This window comes from Oscillatoria nigro-viridis PCC 7112, from assembly GCF_000317475.1.
Taxonomy (GTDB): Bacteria; Cyanobacteriota; Cyanobacteriia; order Cyanobacteriales; family Microcoleaceae; genus Microcoleus; species Microcoleus nigroviridis.
Genome location: NC_019729.1, coordinates 4,155,615 through 4,169,578 on the forward strand (window position 1 = coordinate 4,155,615; position 13,964 = coordinate 4,169,578).

14 protein-coding genes are annotated in these 13,964 nt (G+C 48.5%); 7 read left to right on the plus strand and 7 right to left on the minus strand.

Translation table 11 applies throughout. From position 1 onward, the window contains the following. Positions 1-74 precede the first annotated feature (74 nt). Positions 75-776, minus strand: coding sequence for an esterase/lipase family protein (locus tag OSC7112_RS17530; RefSeq protein WP_015177159.1), 702 nt, complete (start codon positions 774-776; stop codon positions 75-77). Between the two features lie 152 nt (positions 777-928). Here OSC7112_RS17530 and OSC7112_RS17535 point away from each other — a divergent pair, with 152 nt between their 5' ends. Further along, on the plus strand, positions 929-1,408 hold the full coding sequence (locus tag OSC7112_RS17535) for an NUDIX domain-containing protein (RefSeq protein WP_015177160.1): 480 nt from the start codon (positions 929-931) through the stop codon (positions 1,406-1,408). Positions 1,409-2,216: 808 nt separating this feature from the next. Beyond that, positions 2,217-3,932, plus strand: coding sequence for a hypothetical protein (locus OSC7112_RS17540; RefSeq protein ID WP_015177161.1), 1,716 nt, complete (start codon positions 2,217-2,219; stop codon positions 3,930-3,932). 245 nt (positions 3,933-4,177) lie between these two features. On the opposite strand, the gene OSC7112_RS17545 is transcribed toward OSC7112_RS17540, so the two are convergent. Both OSC7112_RS17545 and OSC7112_RS17550 read right to left on the minus strand, forming a co-directional pair. After that, entirely contained in the window at positions 4,178-4,915 is a 738-nt protein-coding gene (locus OSC7112_RS17545; protein WP_015177162.1) for a class I SAM-dependent methyltransferase, read from the minus strand. 7 nt (positions 4,916-4,922) lie between these two features. Next, entirely contained in the window at positions 4,923-5,120 is a 198-nt protein-coding gene (locus OSC7112_RS17550) for a hypothetical protein (RefSeq protein ID WP_006633481.1), read from the minus strand. 577 nt (positions 5,121-5,697) lie between these two features. On the opposite strand from OSC7112_RS17550, the gene OSC7112_RS17555 reads away from it, so the two are divergent. After that, entirely contained in the window at positions 5,698-8,241 is a 2,544-nt protein-coding gene (locus tag OSC7112_RS17555; protein WP_015177164.1) for a mannose-1-phosphate guanyltransferase, read from the plus strand. A gap of 56 nt (positions 8,242-8,297) precedes the next feature. Here the strand turns inward: OSC7112_RS17555 and OSC7112_RS41815 are convergent, their stop codons facing one another. Further along, positions 8,298-8,432, minus strand: coding sequence for a hypothetical protein (locus tag OSC7112_RS41815; protein ID WP_263053529.1), 135 nt, complete (start codon positions 8,430-8,432; stop codon positions 8,298-8,300). Between the two features lie 9 nt (positions 8,433-8,441). Here OSC7112_RS41815 and OSC7112_RS17560 point away from each other — a divergent pair, with 9 nt between their 5' ends. Further along, positions 8,442-8,999 carry a single-stranded DNA-binding protein gene (locus OSC7112_RS17560; RefSeq protein ID WP_015177165.1) on the plus strand — a complete coding sequence of 186 codons (558 nt, stop codon included), beginning with the start codon at positions 8,442-8,444 and terminating at the stop codon, positions 8,997-8,999. 188 nt (positions 9,000-9,187) lie between these two features. Here OSC7112_RS17560 and OSC7112_RS17565 read toward each other — a convergent pair whose 3' ends face one another. Then, positions 9,188-9,532, minus strand: a complete 345-nt coding sequence (locus OSC7112_RS17565) for a hypothetical protein (protein WP_041622594.1) — start codon at positions 9,530-9,532, stop codon at positions 9,188-9,190. Between the two features lie 813 nt (positions 9,533-10,345). On the opposite strand from OSC7112_RS17565, the gene OSC7112_RS17575 reads away from it, so the two are divergent. Beyond that, the gene (locus OSC7112_RS17575) at positions 10,346-10,567 is read left to right on the plus strand and encodes a helix-turn-helix domain-containing protein (RefSeq protein ID WP_015177167.1); all 222 of its coding nucleotides are present in this window, start codon (positions 10,346-10,348) and stop codon (positions 10,565-10,567) included. A 45-nt stretch (positions 10,568-10,612) separates the two neighbouring features. Here the strand turns inward: OSC7112_RS17575 and lipB are convergent, their stop codons facing one another. Beyond that, a complete protein-coding gene (gene lipB / locus OSC7112_RS17580; protein WP_015177168.1) occupies positions 10,613-11,293 on the minus strand; it encodes a lipoyl(octanoyl) transferase LipB in 681 nt (226 codons plus the stop codon). 151 nt (positions 11,294-11,444) lie between these two features. On the opposite strand from lipB, the gene hpf reads away from it, so the two are divergent. Both hpf and OSC7112_RS17590 read left to right on the plus strand, forming a co-directional pair. Beyond that, on the plus strand, positions 11,445-12,098 hold the full coding sequence (hpf, locus tag OSC7112_RS17585; RefSeq protein ID WP_015177169.1) for a ribosome hibernation-promoting factor, HPF/YfiA family: 654 nt from the start codon (positions 11,445-11,447) through the stop codon (positions 12,096-12,098). Between the two features lie 454 nt (positions 12,099-12,552). Next, complete coding sequence (locus tag OSC7112_RS17590; protein ID WP_041622595.1) at positions 12,553-12,984, plus strand: hypothetical protein; 432 nt, start codon at positions 12,553-12,555, stop codon at positions 12,982-12,984. Between the two features lie 324 nt (positions 12,985-13,308). Here OSC7112_RS17590 and OSC7112_RS17600 read toward each other — a convergent pair whose 3' ends face one another. Beyond that, positions 13,309-13,767: a peroxiredoxin gene (locus OSC7112_RS17600; protein WP_015177171.1), complete on the minus strand. Its 459-nt coding sequence runs from the start codon at positions 13,765-13,767 to the stop codon at positions 13,309-13,311. Positions 13,768-13,964: the final 197 nt, after the last annotated feature.

Sequence of the window (13,964 nt, forward strand, 5' to 3'; positions counted from 1 at the left end):
AACCTTCTGCTTCTTCCTTCGCGTCCTACCCTACGGGAACGGCTTCGCCGAACGCACCTCGAAGCGGTTCGTTTCTAACACAAATACTCAATCCAAGCAGGCAAAACCTCCGGCGAACCGTACCACTTCCCCGGAGAACGAGGCGAATGCCAAACCCCCTCCAACACCAGATTTTCGGCCCCGTCCAAAACAGCAGCTTCCACCGGCGTAATTCCATCTCCCCAAGTTTCGCCCTTCCCCACAGTCAACTCGTAACTTTTGTAAGCCAGCCAAGTCCCAAAACCGCGCTTGCCAAAAACAGCCTTCCCAGCAGCGCACACGTAGCGCACCTGCGGGTGAAAAGCCCCCGGATAGTGAATTTTGACAAAATCTAGATTTTTGCGCGTCCAGCGCTCTTGAGAGACGTGCGGCGTGCCTAAAGTGATTAAAGTATTCACGTAAGGGTGAGCTTCCCACAAACCCGCGTCCTCAAGCACGTCGCCGTGAATCGTGTAAGGCTTTTCGCCCAAATAGATGCGAGAAATCCAGCCGCCGGCGGAATGACCGACGAGATTGATCTGGGGAACGCCGTATTGCTGTAACATTTGTTTGACCGTGCGATCGAGCTGTCGCAAAATTGGCACCATCGACCGCCCGCCAAAAGTCGGCAACCAATCTCCCTTGCCCAGAGGCACTGTTACTGTTGGGAAACCTCGATCGACCAGAGACTTTTCTAATTCCCGATAGTCGGAAGCAGCAGCAAAATATCCTGGTAAAATCACGGTTGGTAATGGCATTGTCAAATTTAGATTTTAGATTGTAGATTTTAGATTTTGCGGCCGGAGTGCTACGATCTGTTTTTCAAGTTCAAAGACACTTGCCGAAGCATCCTTTGGATTGCTAACATCTGCCGCTCGTTAAACCTTTTGCTTAGGGAATATCTACTTCTATGGCTCGCGAGCCGATTCAAACATGGTATTTTACCCTAGTTGTCGTTCACTTAGAAGACCGTTTTCTACTGGTACAAGAGCGCAAGTACGAGCAGCAGTGGTATCTCCCAGCAGGGCGAGTGGAAAAAGGGGAGACTTTGCTGGAAGCTGCTATGCGTAATACCATCGAGGAAGCGGGCATTTCCATCATCGTTGAGGGAATTCTCCGGGTAGAGCACACAGTGATGCCCAAGGGCAATGTGCGCCTCCGAGTCATTTTTGTGGCTCGTCCGCAAGATAAGACGCCGCCCAAGAGTAAGCCGGATGAGCATACTTTGTGCGCGGGCTGGTATTCTCTCAAGGAATTAGACCAGTTGTCGTTGCGGGGAGAGGAAGTTCGGGAAATGTTTCAATATATGGCAAGCGGCGCTCCAATTTATCCCATCGACTTGCTCACCATCGAGGGGGCTCCTTTTAAAAATTACCGCTATCGCTGGTGAATCCATCGATTTGGGATTTGGGATTTGGGATTTGGGATTGAATAATTACTTCCACCGATGAATCCGGTTGTGTAACAGAATTGGAAACAGGGGTCGATCGAACGGCTCGATCGTGTGTAATGAAATAATTCGGCCCCAGAACCCGGAAAAAGAGGGTATAGCAGCGGCGCAGTCTGTTTTTTGCTCGCCCCAGTCCGGCCCGCCTGACGCCCCGCTCACCATTCTCAACAATAACTGAGAAACCGCCTATAGGATTCGGCCAAAGTCATTAGCCAAGAAAAACAATGGTTTCAGCAATTAACAACGTCCTCACCCGATTTGCGGCGGTTGCTGTACCAGCGTGGAACCAGGAAAGAAACCGGGTTTCTAGGCTTGAGTGCTTGATGTGAGGGTCGCGAAATCTCCATAAAAGTCGATCGGGCAATTTCGATACCGACCGTGCTAAAATTATACCTTTGAATTCCCCAACCTCTCCTCATTAAAACGAATTCACCCTCAATCACAACCACAACAATATAAATTACCAATCCCCCAATCACTCAATCCCCCAATCCCCCAATCTAAAATCTAAAATCTAACAATCTCCCAATCCCCCAACCTAAAATCTAACAATCTCCCAATCTAAAATGTAACAATCCCCCAATCCCCCAATCCCCCAATCCTCCAATTCCCCAATCCCCCAATCTCCCCATCTCCCCATCTCCCCATCTAAAATCGAACAATCTCCCAATCCCCCAATCTAAAATCTAAAATCTAAAATCGAACAATCCCCCAACCTAAAATCTAAAATCTAAAATCTAAAATTTAAATGACTGACTCTTCCTCCCTAGCCAACACCCTTTCCGAACCGCTGCGCCAGCCTTATTGGTGGGCAGCCCTAGCTTCTGTCAGCCTGCACGGAGTGCTCGGAGTAAGCGCCCCGACGCTCTCAAACATACTTTTCGGTGGAAATTCCTCAAAAAATATCCCCGGTTCTGTAGGCATAGTAGAACTAACTCCTGCAGAAGTCAGCCGCCTGCCACAAACCATACCACCGAAACCGTCTAATACGCGATTTACGCCATTTTCGATCGCACCAGTTCCCCTTCCGCCAGCGCCAAAGTTAGCCCCGCCCTTGCCCCCCGCACCTGATACCATCAACTTGCCCGCCATGCCGCCGGGAATGCCCCCTCCTGGATTCTTTTCCCCTCTCCCTCCTTCCCCTCTCCCGCCCTTCACGGCCCCAACAGCCCCGCCGCCTCCCAAAACTCCATCCCCAACAGTCAGAACCCCCTCACAGCCAACAACACCCACTATCATCCCACCCGTACCTCCCAGCGGTTTGCTTTTCCCACCCTTACCTGGTAATTTCGATCGCAATATCCCGCCGCCGCCATCAATGACAGAAGCGCCCCAGCTTCCCGGCGGCGGTTCGGAAGACGAAGCAGAGACGCTCAAAAAGATCATAGCCAGTAGAGGCGGACTGCCACTATTTCCAGACGGAGCTCCAGTCTTTACCCCGGAATTCCCAATTGGCAGGAATGTCGGACCCGATGGAGTACCAAAATTGACTCAAAAAGATCCGAATAAAAGGAATCTCATCGCAGAAACTCCTGAAGAAAGAATCAAAAGACAACAATTTGAAGAGGGACAGCGACAGCTAGGACAGTCCGGACAACCGGGTGCAAACTTACCCACCGACAGAGAGACACAGCTTGCGGCTGCAAATACCTATGTTGCTTTGTTTGAGAAATTCAAAAAGGCTTATCCTGACTTGGAAATGACGAGCCCGACTCCTGTGAATGTCCCTTATCCCGTAACAGCTTGCTCGCAAAAACTCCAAGGAACAGCAGTTTTTGGAGCAGTTGTCAGCCCTCAAGGCTTGCTCAAGGCCGAGCCTCAGCCGATCGTCCCGACGGGTTACAGTATTCTGGATAATACCGCTAAAATTGCGATTATTAGCCCTTCTCTAACATTTTCAGCAGCCAGCACGCACAAGCTTTACCAACTGACTGTCGATTTTAAGTACGACGAAAAAGTTTGCAGTGGCATTCCTGCCACCCCAACCAGGCCCAACCCACCAGGCCAGCAGCGGCCAGCGCCCGCCCCCACAGCGCCCAGACCAACAGGCCAGCAGCCTTCCCCAGCGCCTACAGAAGTGAAACCGCAGTTTGAGAAGCCGCCGGCCCCCTCGACCAAACCGCAGCCAGGGGCCAAACCGTCGCCGTCGGCACCCAAGCCTGCGGCTCAACCGTCGCCCTCGCCTGAACCGAAGCCAGCCGCAGAACAGTCGCCTTCTCCTCAACCGCAACCCGCCCAAGAATCCCCGCAGCCGGAAGCAGCGCCATCTCCTGCCCCGGAAGTGTCGCCCTCGCCGGAAGCAGCGCCATCTCCTGCCCCGGAAGTGTCGCCCTCGCCGGAAGCAGCGCCATCTCCTGCCCCGGAAGTGTCGCCATCTCCTGCCGCCGAAGTGTCGCCATCTCCTGCCCCGGAAGTGTCGCCCTCGCCGGAAGCAGCGCCATCTCCTGCGGCTACCGAAAAGTAATTGGGCATCGGTAATTGGCAATCGGTATGGGAATGGGTAAAATCCAATCTGCTTGCTTAACTATTGTGAGTTAGTAGTTAGTAAGGTGCGTCAGCTTGAATATTTGTTGCTTCTCCAACTAATTTCTACTTGCTGACGCACCCTACTTTATCCACTAAGAATGAAGTTGTTTTTCGTCCGCCCGACCCGGCTTTGGACGATTGAATTTTTGACTGCAAAACTAATTACCTATTCCCCTTAACCTCTCAATTGTATTGAACTTTATACATTTGGAATAAGTCGCCGCTTTGCTTTTTTACTACCTTAGCGCCTGCAGCTTTAATCATTTTTTCCCAATCTTCTATTGTCTCTAAAAATACTTCCCCGGCTCGATAAGTTTCCAAAATTGCCCAATCTTCTGCTAGAGGAGCATTGGGGTTGAGGACATCAAAAACAAAATGACCGCCCGGTTTTAGTACCCGCTTGACTTCTCCCATGACTATACTCCAATAGTCTATGGGATAGTAACAGCTAAAGCCTGTAGCGAGGCATAAATCGAACTGAGCCTCCTCGTAATTTAACTGGTGAGCGGGGGCAAATTCTACGCCTTTGAACAGCTTAGAATTGAGCTGAGGGCCGCGAGCGTTTAAGGCGTCTCGCGCGGCGCTGCTGATTTCTTGACCGTAAAAATATGCTTCCCAATCCCGCCAAGGGTAGATGAGAAAGCTGACTCCGCAGCCAATGTCTAAACAGCGCTGATTTTTTTGAGGTTTGGCAATTTTCCAGAAGGGAGAAACTGTTTTTTCTTGGAGAGTTCCTGCGACTGATTCCAGGAAAATCGGCATTGCTTCGACTTCTTCGGGTAAAGCGAAAGCTTCTCCTCGGTATTCGCGATCGAACCGAGAAGCGACTTGCGACAGTAAAACTTGCCAGCTATCTGATTTTCCTTTAGCAAACCAAGTCTGCTCCTGACCCGCTACTGGGCGATCGGACTTTTTAGGCATTTTGGAATTACCTTTTAGAGGCTTTGAGAGCTTTTGTAAAGTTTTGGCGGTAAGGCTTATTAAAAATTAACGCCGGCCAGAGCAGGGAGAGCTTCAGGCGATTTGTAAAACTTCTGTCGAAGTTAGTGCGATCGAAACCATTCCAAAATTTCCAAATACCGCCACCGTAAGCGATCAGCAATGCCAAGCTAATTAACGTACTCATTTAAAAAACCCCTAAGCAATGGATAGGATTTTGGGTCAGCTAGTCAAAGCGCTACCCTTAATCTATCATTTATCAGACGGCAAGGCGCACCGATAGCCGTAGTAATTCCACCTTCAGAAAGAGACTGCCAAATCCCCGCTGGCGACAAACTTAAAAATAACACCCCCTTCATAGCTTTCACCGAGCAAGCAAGAAGGGACTTCAGCCAAAAGTCGAGGATTCTGAGGACTTATACCATTTTAGATTGAAGATTTGAAGAATTAAAGAATTGGGAATGGCTAATGAGATAAGGGTTTGGAGCACGGGGCTACAGTTGCATTCTTTTTTTAAACTGGTATTATCCAAGATCCCCTACAAATCCGAGCTCGACCGGGGGATTGGTGCGATGCCGCAAGTTCTAATTCCGTTGAAATCGGTTGCTGCTGGGGGACGGCCAGCCCTAACGGGATTTCACAGACGTGTAACTACTCAAAGATAATTAACTAAGAACTGATTGCTGGTGGCCCACGAATTACAGCAGGCAAACTTTTTCTAGCGGACAATAGCGGTAGAGAGCTTTCTAAGCAAGGAGGATTTTATGCGTGCAGTGCTGATGGCTGGGGGATCTGGAACGAGGCTCAGACCTCTGACGTGCGATTTGCCCAAACCGATGGTGCCGATTCTCAATCGCCCGATCGCAGAACACATTATTAATTTGCTAAAAAGGCATCAGATTACGGAAATTATTGCGACGCTGCACTACCTTCCCGATGTCATGCGCGAATATTTTACTGACGGGGCAGAGTTTGGCGTTCAAATGACTTACGCTGTGGAGGAAGACCAACCGCTGGGTACGGCTGGTTGCGTCAAAAATATTTCTGAACTGCTCGATCGAACTTTTCTGGTCATAAGCGGCGACAGCATTACAGACTTCGACTTAACGGCAGCGATCGAATTTCACCGCAGCAAGCAATCCAAAGCCACGTTAATTTTAACTCGCGTTCCCAACCCGATGGAATTCGGGGTCGTGATTACTGAGGAAAATTACCGCATCAGTCGCTTTCTGGAAAAGCCTTCTAGCAGCGAAATTTTCTCCGATACCGTCAATATCGGTACCTACATTTTAGAACCCGAGGTCTTGGATTACCTGCCGGCAAATCAGGAGTGCGACTTCTCGAAAGACTTGTTTCCCCTGCTACTGGAAAAAAACGAGCCGATGTACGGCTACATCGCCGAGGGTTACTGGTGCGATGTCGGCCAGCTAGATGTTTACCGGGAATCTCAGTACGACGCGCTGCGGGGAAAGGTCAAACTGGATTTGAGCTACTACAACGAAGTTCGATCGGGACTTTGGGTAGGTCAGAATACTTTTATTGACGATAGCGCGATCGTCGAAGTACCGGCGATGATCGGCAACAATTGCCGGATTGGAGCCCGAGTTACAATCGATGCCGGCACAGTGATCGGAGATAACGTGACTGTCGGGGCCGACGCTAATCTCAAACGTCCCATCGTCTGGAACGGAGCAATTGTCGGCGAAGATGCTCATCTGAGGGCCTGCGTGATTTGCCGGAGCACCCGCGTAGACAGGCGCGCTCACGTCCTCGAAGGTGCTGTCGTCGGTTCAATGTCGATCGTGGGAGAAGAAGCACAAGTGGGGCCAAGCGTGCGCGTCTGGCCGAGCAAAAATATTGAATCCGGCGCTCTGTTAAATCAAAATTTAATTTGGGGAGAACAAGCTAGGCGGAATTTGTTCGGTCAGCGTGGCGTTCAAGGACTGGCAAATGTGGATGTTACCCCCGAATTTGCAGTGAAATTGGGCGCGGCTTACGGCTCGACTTTGAAACCCGGGACTTCGGTATCGGTTTCTCGCGACCAGCGGAGCATTTCGCGCATGGTTTCGAGGTCTTTGATTGCGGGTTTGATGTCGGTGGGAATTAATGTGATCAATTTGGAATCGACGGCAATTCCGATCGCGCGCACGGTTTCGTCTACGCTGTCGATTGCTGGCGGCATTCACGTTCGCATTTCGCCCGATCGCTCCGACCACATTTTAATTGAATTCTTCGATATCAAAGGCATCAATATTACTAAAGGAGCTGAGAAAAAAATCGAGGGCGCTTATTTTAAGGAAGATTTGCGGCGAGCTCTAATTCCGGAAATTGGAGAGATGACGTACTTTAACCAAGCTCTCGAAGTTTACAACCGCATTTTTGAGCGGCAGATGAATGTTGAGGCAATACGCTACAGCAATACTAAGGTGGTAATCGATTACGTTTACGCGGTTTCTGGAGCAATTTTGCCCCAAATGCTTGCCAAGTTCGGCTGCGATGCGGTGGTGCTCAATGCCAGTCTCAAGCAGACTTCTCTAAGCAACGGGGAACGGGAATATTTGCTCGACCAACTCGGCCGGGTGGTGAAAGCACTCAGCGCTAATTTTGGAGTGCAGGTATCGGCTAACGGCGAACAGCTCATTTTGGTAGATGAGTCTGGGATAGCGATTCGCGGGGAAATGCTGACGGCGTTGATGGTAAATTTAATGCTGACTTCTCATCCCAAAGGTACAGTAGTAGTGCCGGTTCATGCGTCTTCTGCGGTGGAGGCGATCGCCCGACGCTATCAAAGCAAGGTAATCCGCACGAAGGCGAACCCAACTGCTTTGATGGAAGCCGCTAACAGGAACCCCAATGTGGTTTTGGGCGGCAGCGGCCTTATGGGTTTTATTTTCCCGCAGTTGCATCCCGGATTTGACGGAATGTTCTGCATTGCTAAAGTGATAGAAATGATGACGATTCAGGAGCGATCGCTCGGACAGATCAAGGCGGAACTTCCCCGCATCACCCACCGCAGTTACAGCGTCCGCTGTCCTTGGACTATCAAGGGTTCGCTGATGCGATATTTAGTAGAAACTCATTCGCCCGATCGTTTAGAATTATTAGATGGAGTGAAGATTTTTAACTACAGCGACGACAATTGGGTATTAGTTTTACCCGATGCTAGTGAACCGACCGTTCATATCTTCGCCAACAGTGAGGATCGAGATTGGGTATCTGAAACTTTGAAGGAGTACCGCGCCCTCGTTCACGATTTTGTCAGTCAAGCCGAGGCGGCGGTTCTCCAAGATAAATTTGGTAACGTGTAATCGGTAATCGGTAAGCGGTGACAACTAATAGCGATCGGGCGTAGAAAAATTAGTAATTACCAATTGGCAATTGGCAATTCCCCAAAGCAAGACGCACAAGTCATCGGTACACGGATAGCTATTTCTTCCTTCTTCCTTCTTCCTTCTTCCTTCTTCCTTCTTCCTTCAACATCCAATTCCCAATTACGCACAGATAACAGATGAATAGCTGCATTTTGATGGCGGAAATAACTCAACAACCGCAACTCCGTTATACTCCTGAGAATCAAGTTCCAATCGCTGAGATGTTGGTGCAGTTTCCCGGCCCAAAACCTGAAGATCCGCCCGAACGTTTGAAGGTGATAGGATGGGGCAATTTGGCTCAAGAAATTCACGATAAATATCGCGAGGGCGATCGCGTGATTATTGAAGGTCGGCTGGGGATGAATACGATCGAAATAGATGGTATCAAAGAAAAGCGCGCCGAACTGACAGCTCAAAGGATTTACAGTGTCGGTGCCGATGCCATGAGTTCGGCTCCCGCAGGTAGAACCGCCCCGGAACCGGCTCAAATTCGCGACACCGCCCCGGCTAATGTGCCGAGCAATGTAGTACCATTAGGCTCGCACAAGCGCAGTTCTAACAGCGCTCCAGGCGGCGCTAACCGCACGTCTAGTTCGGATTGGAACTCGCATCAGTCTTCAAATTCTGAGTCCGATCGCCCGTCGGGTTCGTCTAACGAACCGGAAAATCCCGATTACGATCCGATTCCATTTTAAAAATTAGGGTGCATCACTTTACGAGCGATCGCAAAACTTCGCCGTTCGATCGAAAGTGACGCACCTTAATTTAAGAGCGATTCCCTACGGGATAGCTTCGCACGCGCGTACTTTAGGAAAAAAAAGGGCGATCCTCTTCTAGGGCTGGGCTAACGAATTTGGCCCAACTGCGAGCTAAATTGCCAATTTTACAGCTCGACCGTCACAATTTTTTTCTTGCTTTTTTCGTCGCGCAGCACGACTGTATTGTAGGGTGATGTATCCGTCCCCAGCGGAATTGGCAGCTTAAAGCTGCCGCTCTTATGCTTAAGTTCGCCTAAATCAATGCTTTTCGTTATATTGCCATCTGTTGCCAGATAAGCGGTAAGTTCGCCTTTATAATCTTCTATCAAAAAGTCTCTGAAGAAAAGGACTTCCCCACCCTCGACATCGATAGCAAGGATGACCGTACCGCTAAACGTTGCGCCTTTTTCTTCTTCATCAACCGTCGCCATTTTAATTTCCGAGGGGTCTTGACCGGACATATCTGCCATAAATTTTTTCTCCTGAGATAAGCGCAATAATTAACAAGAAGCTTACCTGACGCTAGGGGCGATCGCAAAACTCTGAGGACGTATTTCTGGATCGGTCTTGCTTCTCTCTAAGGTTAGAGAAGCCCGCGATCGCGCCTCATACCACCAATTCTCTCAATTCTTGACTCAGTAAGTACAGACTGTTAAAATAATCTCTATAATACCCCCAAGTCTCGCAAACACCGCCGCGTTAATTCGATTCGATATTTAGCATCCTCAGTCTGGAGTTTTTAAGCGATTGGGTGGAGAATTAAGCGTAATGTTTTTGATAATTTAAGAGCGATCGCACTTAACTCAAGAAAAGGCGATCGCCCTGAAAAATTATTCTTTCCAGTAACGGGTCAAAATCCGCATTACTTCACCTGCTAGAGGGGACGGTAAAGGCGGGCTCCATTCCCCAACTTCAGCAAAACCTAAAACATGCAGCAGATTGATGATGCTTTCCACTCCTTTGGGAATCCCGCAAATCAACAATCGGATCGGTTGTTTGCCGGTGGGTGCATTGGGAATTTCTTCGCGCAGCTTCGGGAACTGACTTTGGCTGTGATATCATGAGTGTTAACTACACAATAGTCGGATAGCGATCGCCCTTGAGTTTTCGAGGCAAAGGGGCGATCGCTTTTCCGTTTGTGCATCCTCAGCATAGTTCATTCGCTGGTGCAAGTCAAGCGATACGACAAAAAATATTGCTTCTACGGCAAAACAACTGTTAGTGAAGGTTGCAGGATGCTAACATCACCTTGCAAAGTCCTTGCTAGTAGTTGAGCACCCGCAGTGATCCGTTGGAAATTGGCAGTTGTGATGGCCGATCGCAATATCAGCAATAAAGAATTGGCGGCTAGAGTTGGGATGCACCCAACATCTGTTTCTAAAATCAAAACCCGTCGCCGGCTGACAAGAATTGATGAAACAACTCTCAATGCTCTGTGCAAAGCGCTAAACTGCCAACCGGGCGATTTAATGGTGTATGAGGAAGACGAGCCCGATCGCACTTAAAAAACCGACTACGATGGTTAGGAGTAAGGTTGGCAGCGACGCATCCTACATCTGGGTTCGCACTATTTCCACTGCAAAAACGCGAGCAAACTCAGCGACAAGGATCGATCGCACTTGATCGACCTCAATTCCGGGGATAAACTGCTCTAAACTGCCAACAGGTCGATCGGGAATTCCGCAAGGTACAATTTGCCCAAAACCAGCCAGATCCGGACAAACATTTAAAGCAAAACCGTGCATCGTAATCCAGCGGCTGACTTTAATGCCGATCGCGCCTACTTTGCACCCATCCACCCAAACTCCAGTCATACCGGGAACGCGCGAACCCTTCAACCCCAAAACTTCCAGCACCCCCAGGAGCACTTCCTCCAACTGCCGCAAATACCAGTGCAAATCTTGCTGGTGGCGCCGCAAATTTAAAATCGGATACCCCACCAATTGGCCCGGACAGTGGTAAGTCACCTCGCCGCCCCGCTCAACTCGGTGCAGTTCCGACTGAGTTTGACTTGGGTCAAATTTTAGAAATTCCAGCTTTGCTCCCAGTCCCAAAGTGTACACCGGCGGATGTTCCAGCAAAATCAGGACATCTGGCAAATCTGGTTTGTCGCGGCGTTCTTGCACGAGTTTTTGCTGGATTTCCCAAGCTTGGGAGTAGGGAACAAGTCCCCAATCGAGGAGCAAGCAGGGTGGTGCATTTAGCTGTTGAGGGATGAGAGGAGAAATCATGCAAAAAATCAAGAGTGTTTTTACGGAATATTGGGGCAGTTTAAATCAAGAATTGTCAACATATAATAAAAGATTTGGAAGATAAGTGTTTTCCAGAATACATAGTGCTACTGTATAAAATATACCCAAGTAAAAGAAGGGAGGGAGCTCTATGAAGCTTGTTATCCAGGGTAAAAATATAGAAATCACCGATGCGATTCGCGAGTACGTCAATCAAAAGGTTGAAAAGGCAGTTAGCCATTTTCAAAATTTGACTACAGAAGTGGACATACATCTATCGGTGGCTCGTAACCCCAGGATCAATCCTAAGCAGACTGCTGAGGTGACAATTTATGCTAACGGCAGCGTTATTCGGGCTGAAGAAAGCACGGAAAGCCTGTATGCCAGCATCGATTTGGTTGCCGACAAGATAGCTCGTCAACTGCGGAAATTTAAGGAAAAACGCCACGACAACAAGACCCACAGTAGTGTTAAAACGGTTACGGCAGTTGAAGAACATCCTGTAGTAGCGGATCTGATTGGCGATCGAACTCCCGAACTTCCTGCTGAGGTGGTACGGACTAAGTATTTTGCCATGCCTCCAATGACTGTGCAACAAGCTTTGGAACAATTGCAGATTATCGATCACGATTTCTATATGTTCCGTAATGCGGAAACAGACGAAATTAACGTACTCTACGAACGCAAGAGTCACGGCGGCTATGGAGTTATCCAACCGCGCCACAGCAACGGTAACGGTAATAGCAAAAATGGCAAAACTGCCGAAAGCGCTACATCTGAAAAATCGAGTGTTGCAAAAAGCTAGATAATTGCTGAGTGCTAATTGTTAATGGGTGCAAGCCGTTAGCAAAAAAGGACTAAAGTCCTTACTACGAACCACGAGTTTTTAGTAATGATTTTAGTCCTTTCTTGTTTTTTTAGAGAATCAGGACTGAGGTGTTCACTACGAACAAGTGCTAAAATCTGTCTTTACCAGCTAGCTGTATCTCGCGACTAAATCTTTCGCTGCTTGTCGGTGTTTTTCTACCAAACTCGGCGGGGAAAGCACTTGGGGGCTATCCATATATCTTTGCACCCACACACTGAATTCGTTCAGGGAGGGATGGGGCAAATTTATCTGATAATTAACATACAGCAGCTTGCCAAAACTGTCCCTCGGCCCTTCCTTAATTTTTTGTCGCGGGTGTCGCCGATCTCCCTCTAGACTCCTTGCGCTGTCTGGGGTGTAGAATGGAGGTGAAACTAATTGAATGGAATGTATGCGGAAGTTAGTTTTCTCAGATACAGAAATGTTTTATCGTGAGCTAAAGACAGCCTTGGAGCAAAGTGAGCAAGTTGAAGTTATTACAGACTACGAGCGATATTCAGACCTTCCAGAGAAGTTAAAAACCATTTTTGAGTTACACAAGAACAAATCGGGAGAGTGGGTAAATATAGCTACAGGCGCATTCATCCCTTCTTCTGCTGGGGTTACTACAATTAACTACTCTGCCCTCTATATTTTTGCTGGTGCTGGTGCAGGTGCTATTCTTGGATTTATAGTTGGTGGCCCTGTTGGAGCAGCAGTGGGCGGTGGTATCGGAGCCATAGTTGGAACTCTTGCTGTTGTGACATCAAGCGGAAGGCATCATGTAGATATAGAAATTGATGCGAATGGTAAACTCCGGCTTAAGATTAGCCCAATCCATTGAACAACGCGACACTCCCCACTGGCTGGGGAAACTAATTGAATGGGAAGTTTGTTAACTCTGGGGTCAAGTTTGATAATCTGTGTTGGTGCTCCCCACTGGCTGGGGAAACTAATTGAATGGAAACTGACCTGCATCGGCGCAAGGGTCGCACCAAATTTGTTGGCCCAACTCCCCACTCGCTGGCGAAACTAATTGAATGGAAACGCGCCGCCTGCACTGCGATTTTCGCGCCAATATCGCAGAAACCGGGTTTTTTAGCTAATCTGCTAGATACAGCAAATCATTTTCGTAAAAAAACCTGGTTTCTGGCCACCCGCGCGCCATCTAACTTTGGATGGTTTCTAAAGTTTTGAGTGCTTCTGCAACGTGTGCTTTGAAGTCTAACATGGAGTCAAAAATATGCTTGACAACGCCTTCTTTGTCAATGACATAAGTTACTCTACCGGGCATAATCCACAGGGTAGCTGGAACCCCGTACAATTGCCGCACTTTGTTGCCAGTATCGCTCAGCAGTGTAAAGGGTAGCTGATATTTGGCGGCAAATTGCTGGTGAGATTTTTGCGAATCTTCGCTAATTCCTATGACTTCTGCACCTGCGTCTTTGAAGACTTCGTAGCTATCTCGAAAAGCGCAAGCTTGGGTGGTGCATCCGGGTGTGTCGTCTTTGGGGTAAAAGTAGACTATGACGTTTTTTTTACCTTTAAAATCTTTGAGGCTGACTGATGTGCCAGTTTGAGATGGTAAGGTAAAATCCGGTGCGGTGTCTCCTACTTTGACTGTCATGTTTTTTAACTGAGTAGCTCTGTTTGCGTGAAATTTTAACTTTTGTTATTGTACTGTTTTTTTGAGCAATAGTTCGCAGTTGCGATCGCCCGCTGCGACAGCCTCTCATTTTTGCTTTCTCGCACTCAAACAAAAAAACTCTTTTGACAACATCGGGATGCAGCAGGCGATTCGCAGTTAGGCGGATTAATTGGAGA

Bases quoted from the DNA above. Each gene is read 5' to 3' on its own strand.
- OSC7112_RS17555 (WP_015177164.1), top strand. From the start codon at position 5,698: ATGCGTGCAGTGCTGATGGCTGGGGGATCTGGAACGAGGCTCAGACCT.
- OSC7112_RS17535 (WP_015177160.1), top strand. From the start codon at position 929: ATGGCTCGCGAGCCGATTCAAACATGGTATTTTACCCTAGTTGTCGTT.
- OSC7112_RS17530 (WP_015177159.1), bottom strand. From the start codon at position 776: ATGCCATTACCAACCGTGATTTTACCAGGATATTTTGCTGCTGCTTCC.
- lipB (WP_015177168.1), bottom strand. From the start codon at position 11,293: ATGATTTCTCCTCTCATCCCTCAACAGCTAAATGCACCACCCTGCTTG.
- hpf (WP_015177169.1), top strand. From the start codon at position 11,445: ATGAAGCTTGTTATCCAGGGTAAAAATATAGAAATCACCGATGCGATT.
- OSC7112_RS17590 (WP_041622595.1), top strand. From the start codon at position 12,553: ATGCGGAAGTTAGTTTTCTCAGATACAGAAATGTTTTATCGTGAGCTA.
- OSC7112_RS17545 (WP_015177162.1), bottom strand. From the start codon at position 4,915: ATGCCTAAAAAGTCCGATCGCCCAGTAGCGGGTCAGGAGCAGACTTGG.
- OSC7112_RS17565 (WP_041622594.1), bottom strand. From the start codon at position 9,532: ATGGCAGATATGTCCGGTCAAGACCCCTCGGAAATTAAAATGGCGACG.
- OSC7112_RS17560 (WP_015177165.1), top strand. From the start codon at position 8,442: ATGAATAGCTGCATTTTGATGGCGGAAATAACTCAACAACCGCAACTC.
- OSC7112_RS17600 (WP_015177171.1), bottom strand. From the start codon at position 13,767: ATGACAGTCAAAGTAGGAGACACCGCACCGGATTTTACCTTACCATCT.
- OSC7112_RS17540 (WP_015177161.1), top strand. From the start codon at position 2,217: ATGACTGACTCTTCCTCCCTAGCCAACACCCTTTCCGAACCGCTGCGC.
- OSC7112_RS17550 (WP_006633481.1), bottom strand. From the start codon at position 5,120: ATGAGTACGTTAATTAGCTTGGCATTGCTGATCGCTTACGGTGGCGGT.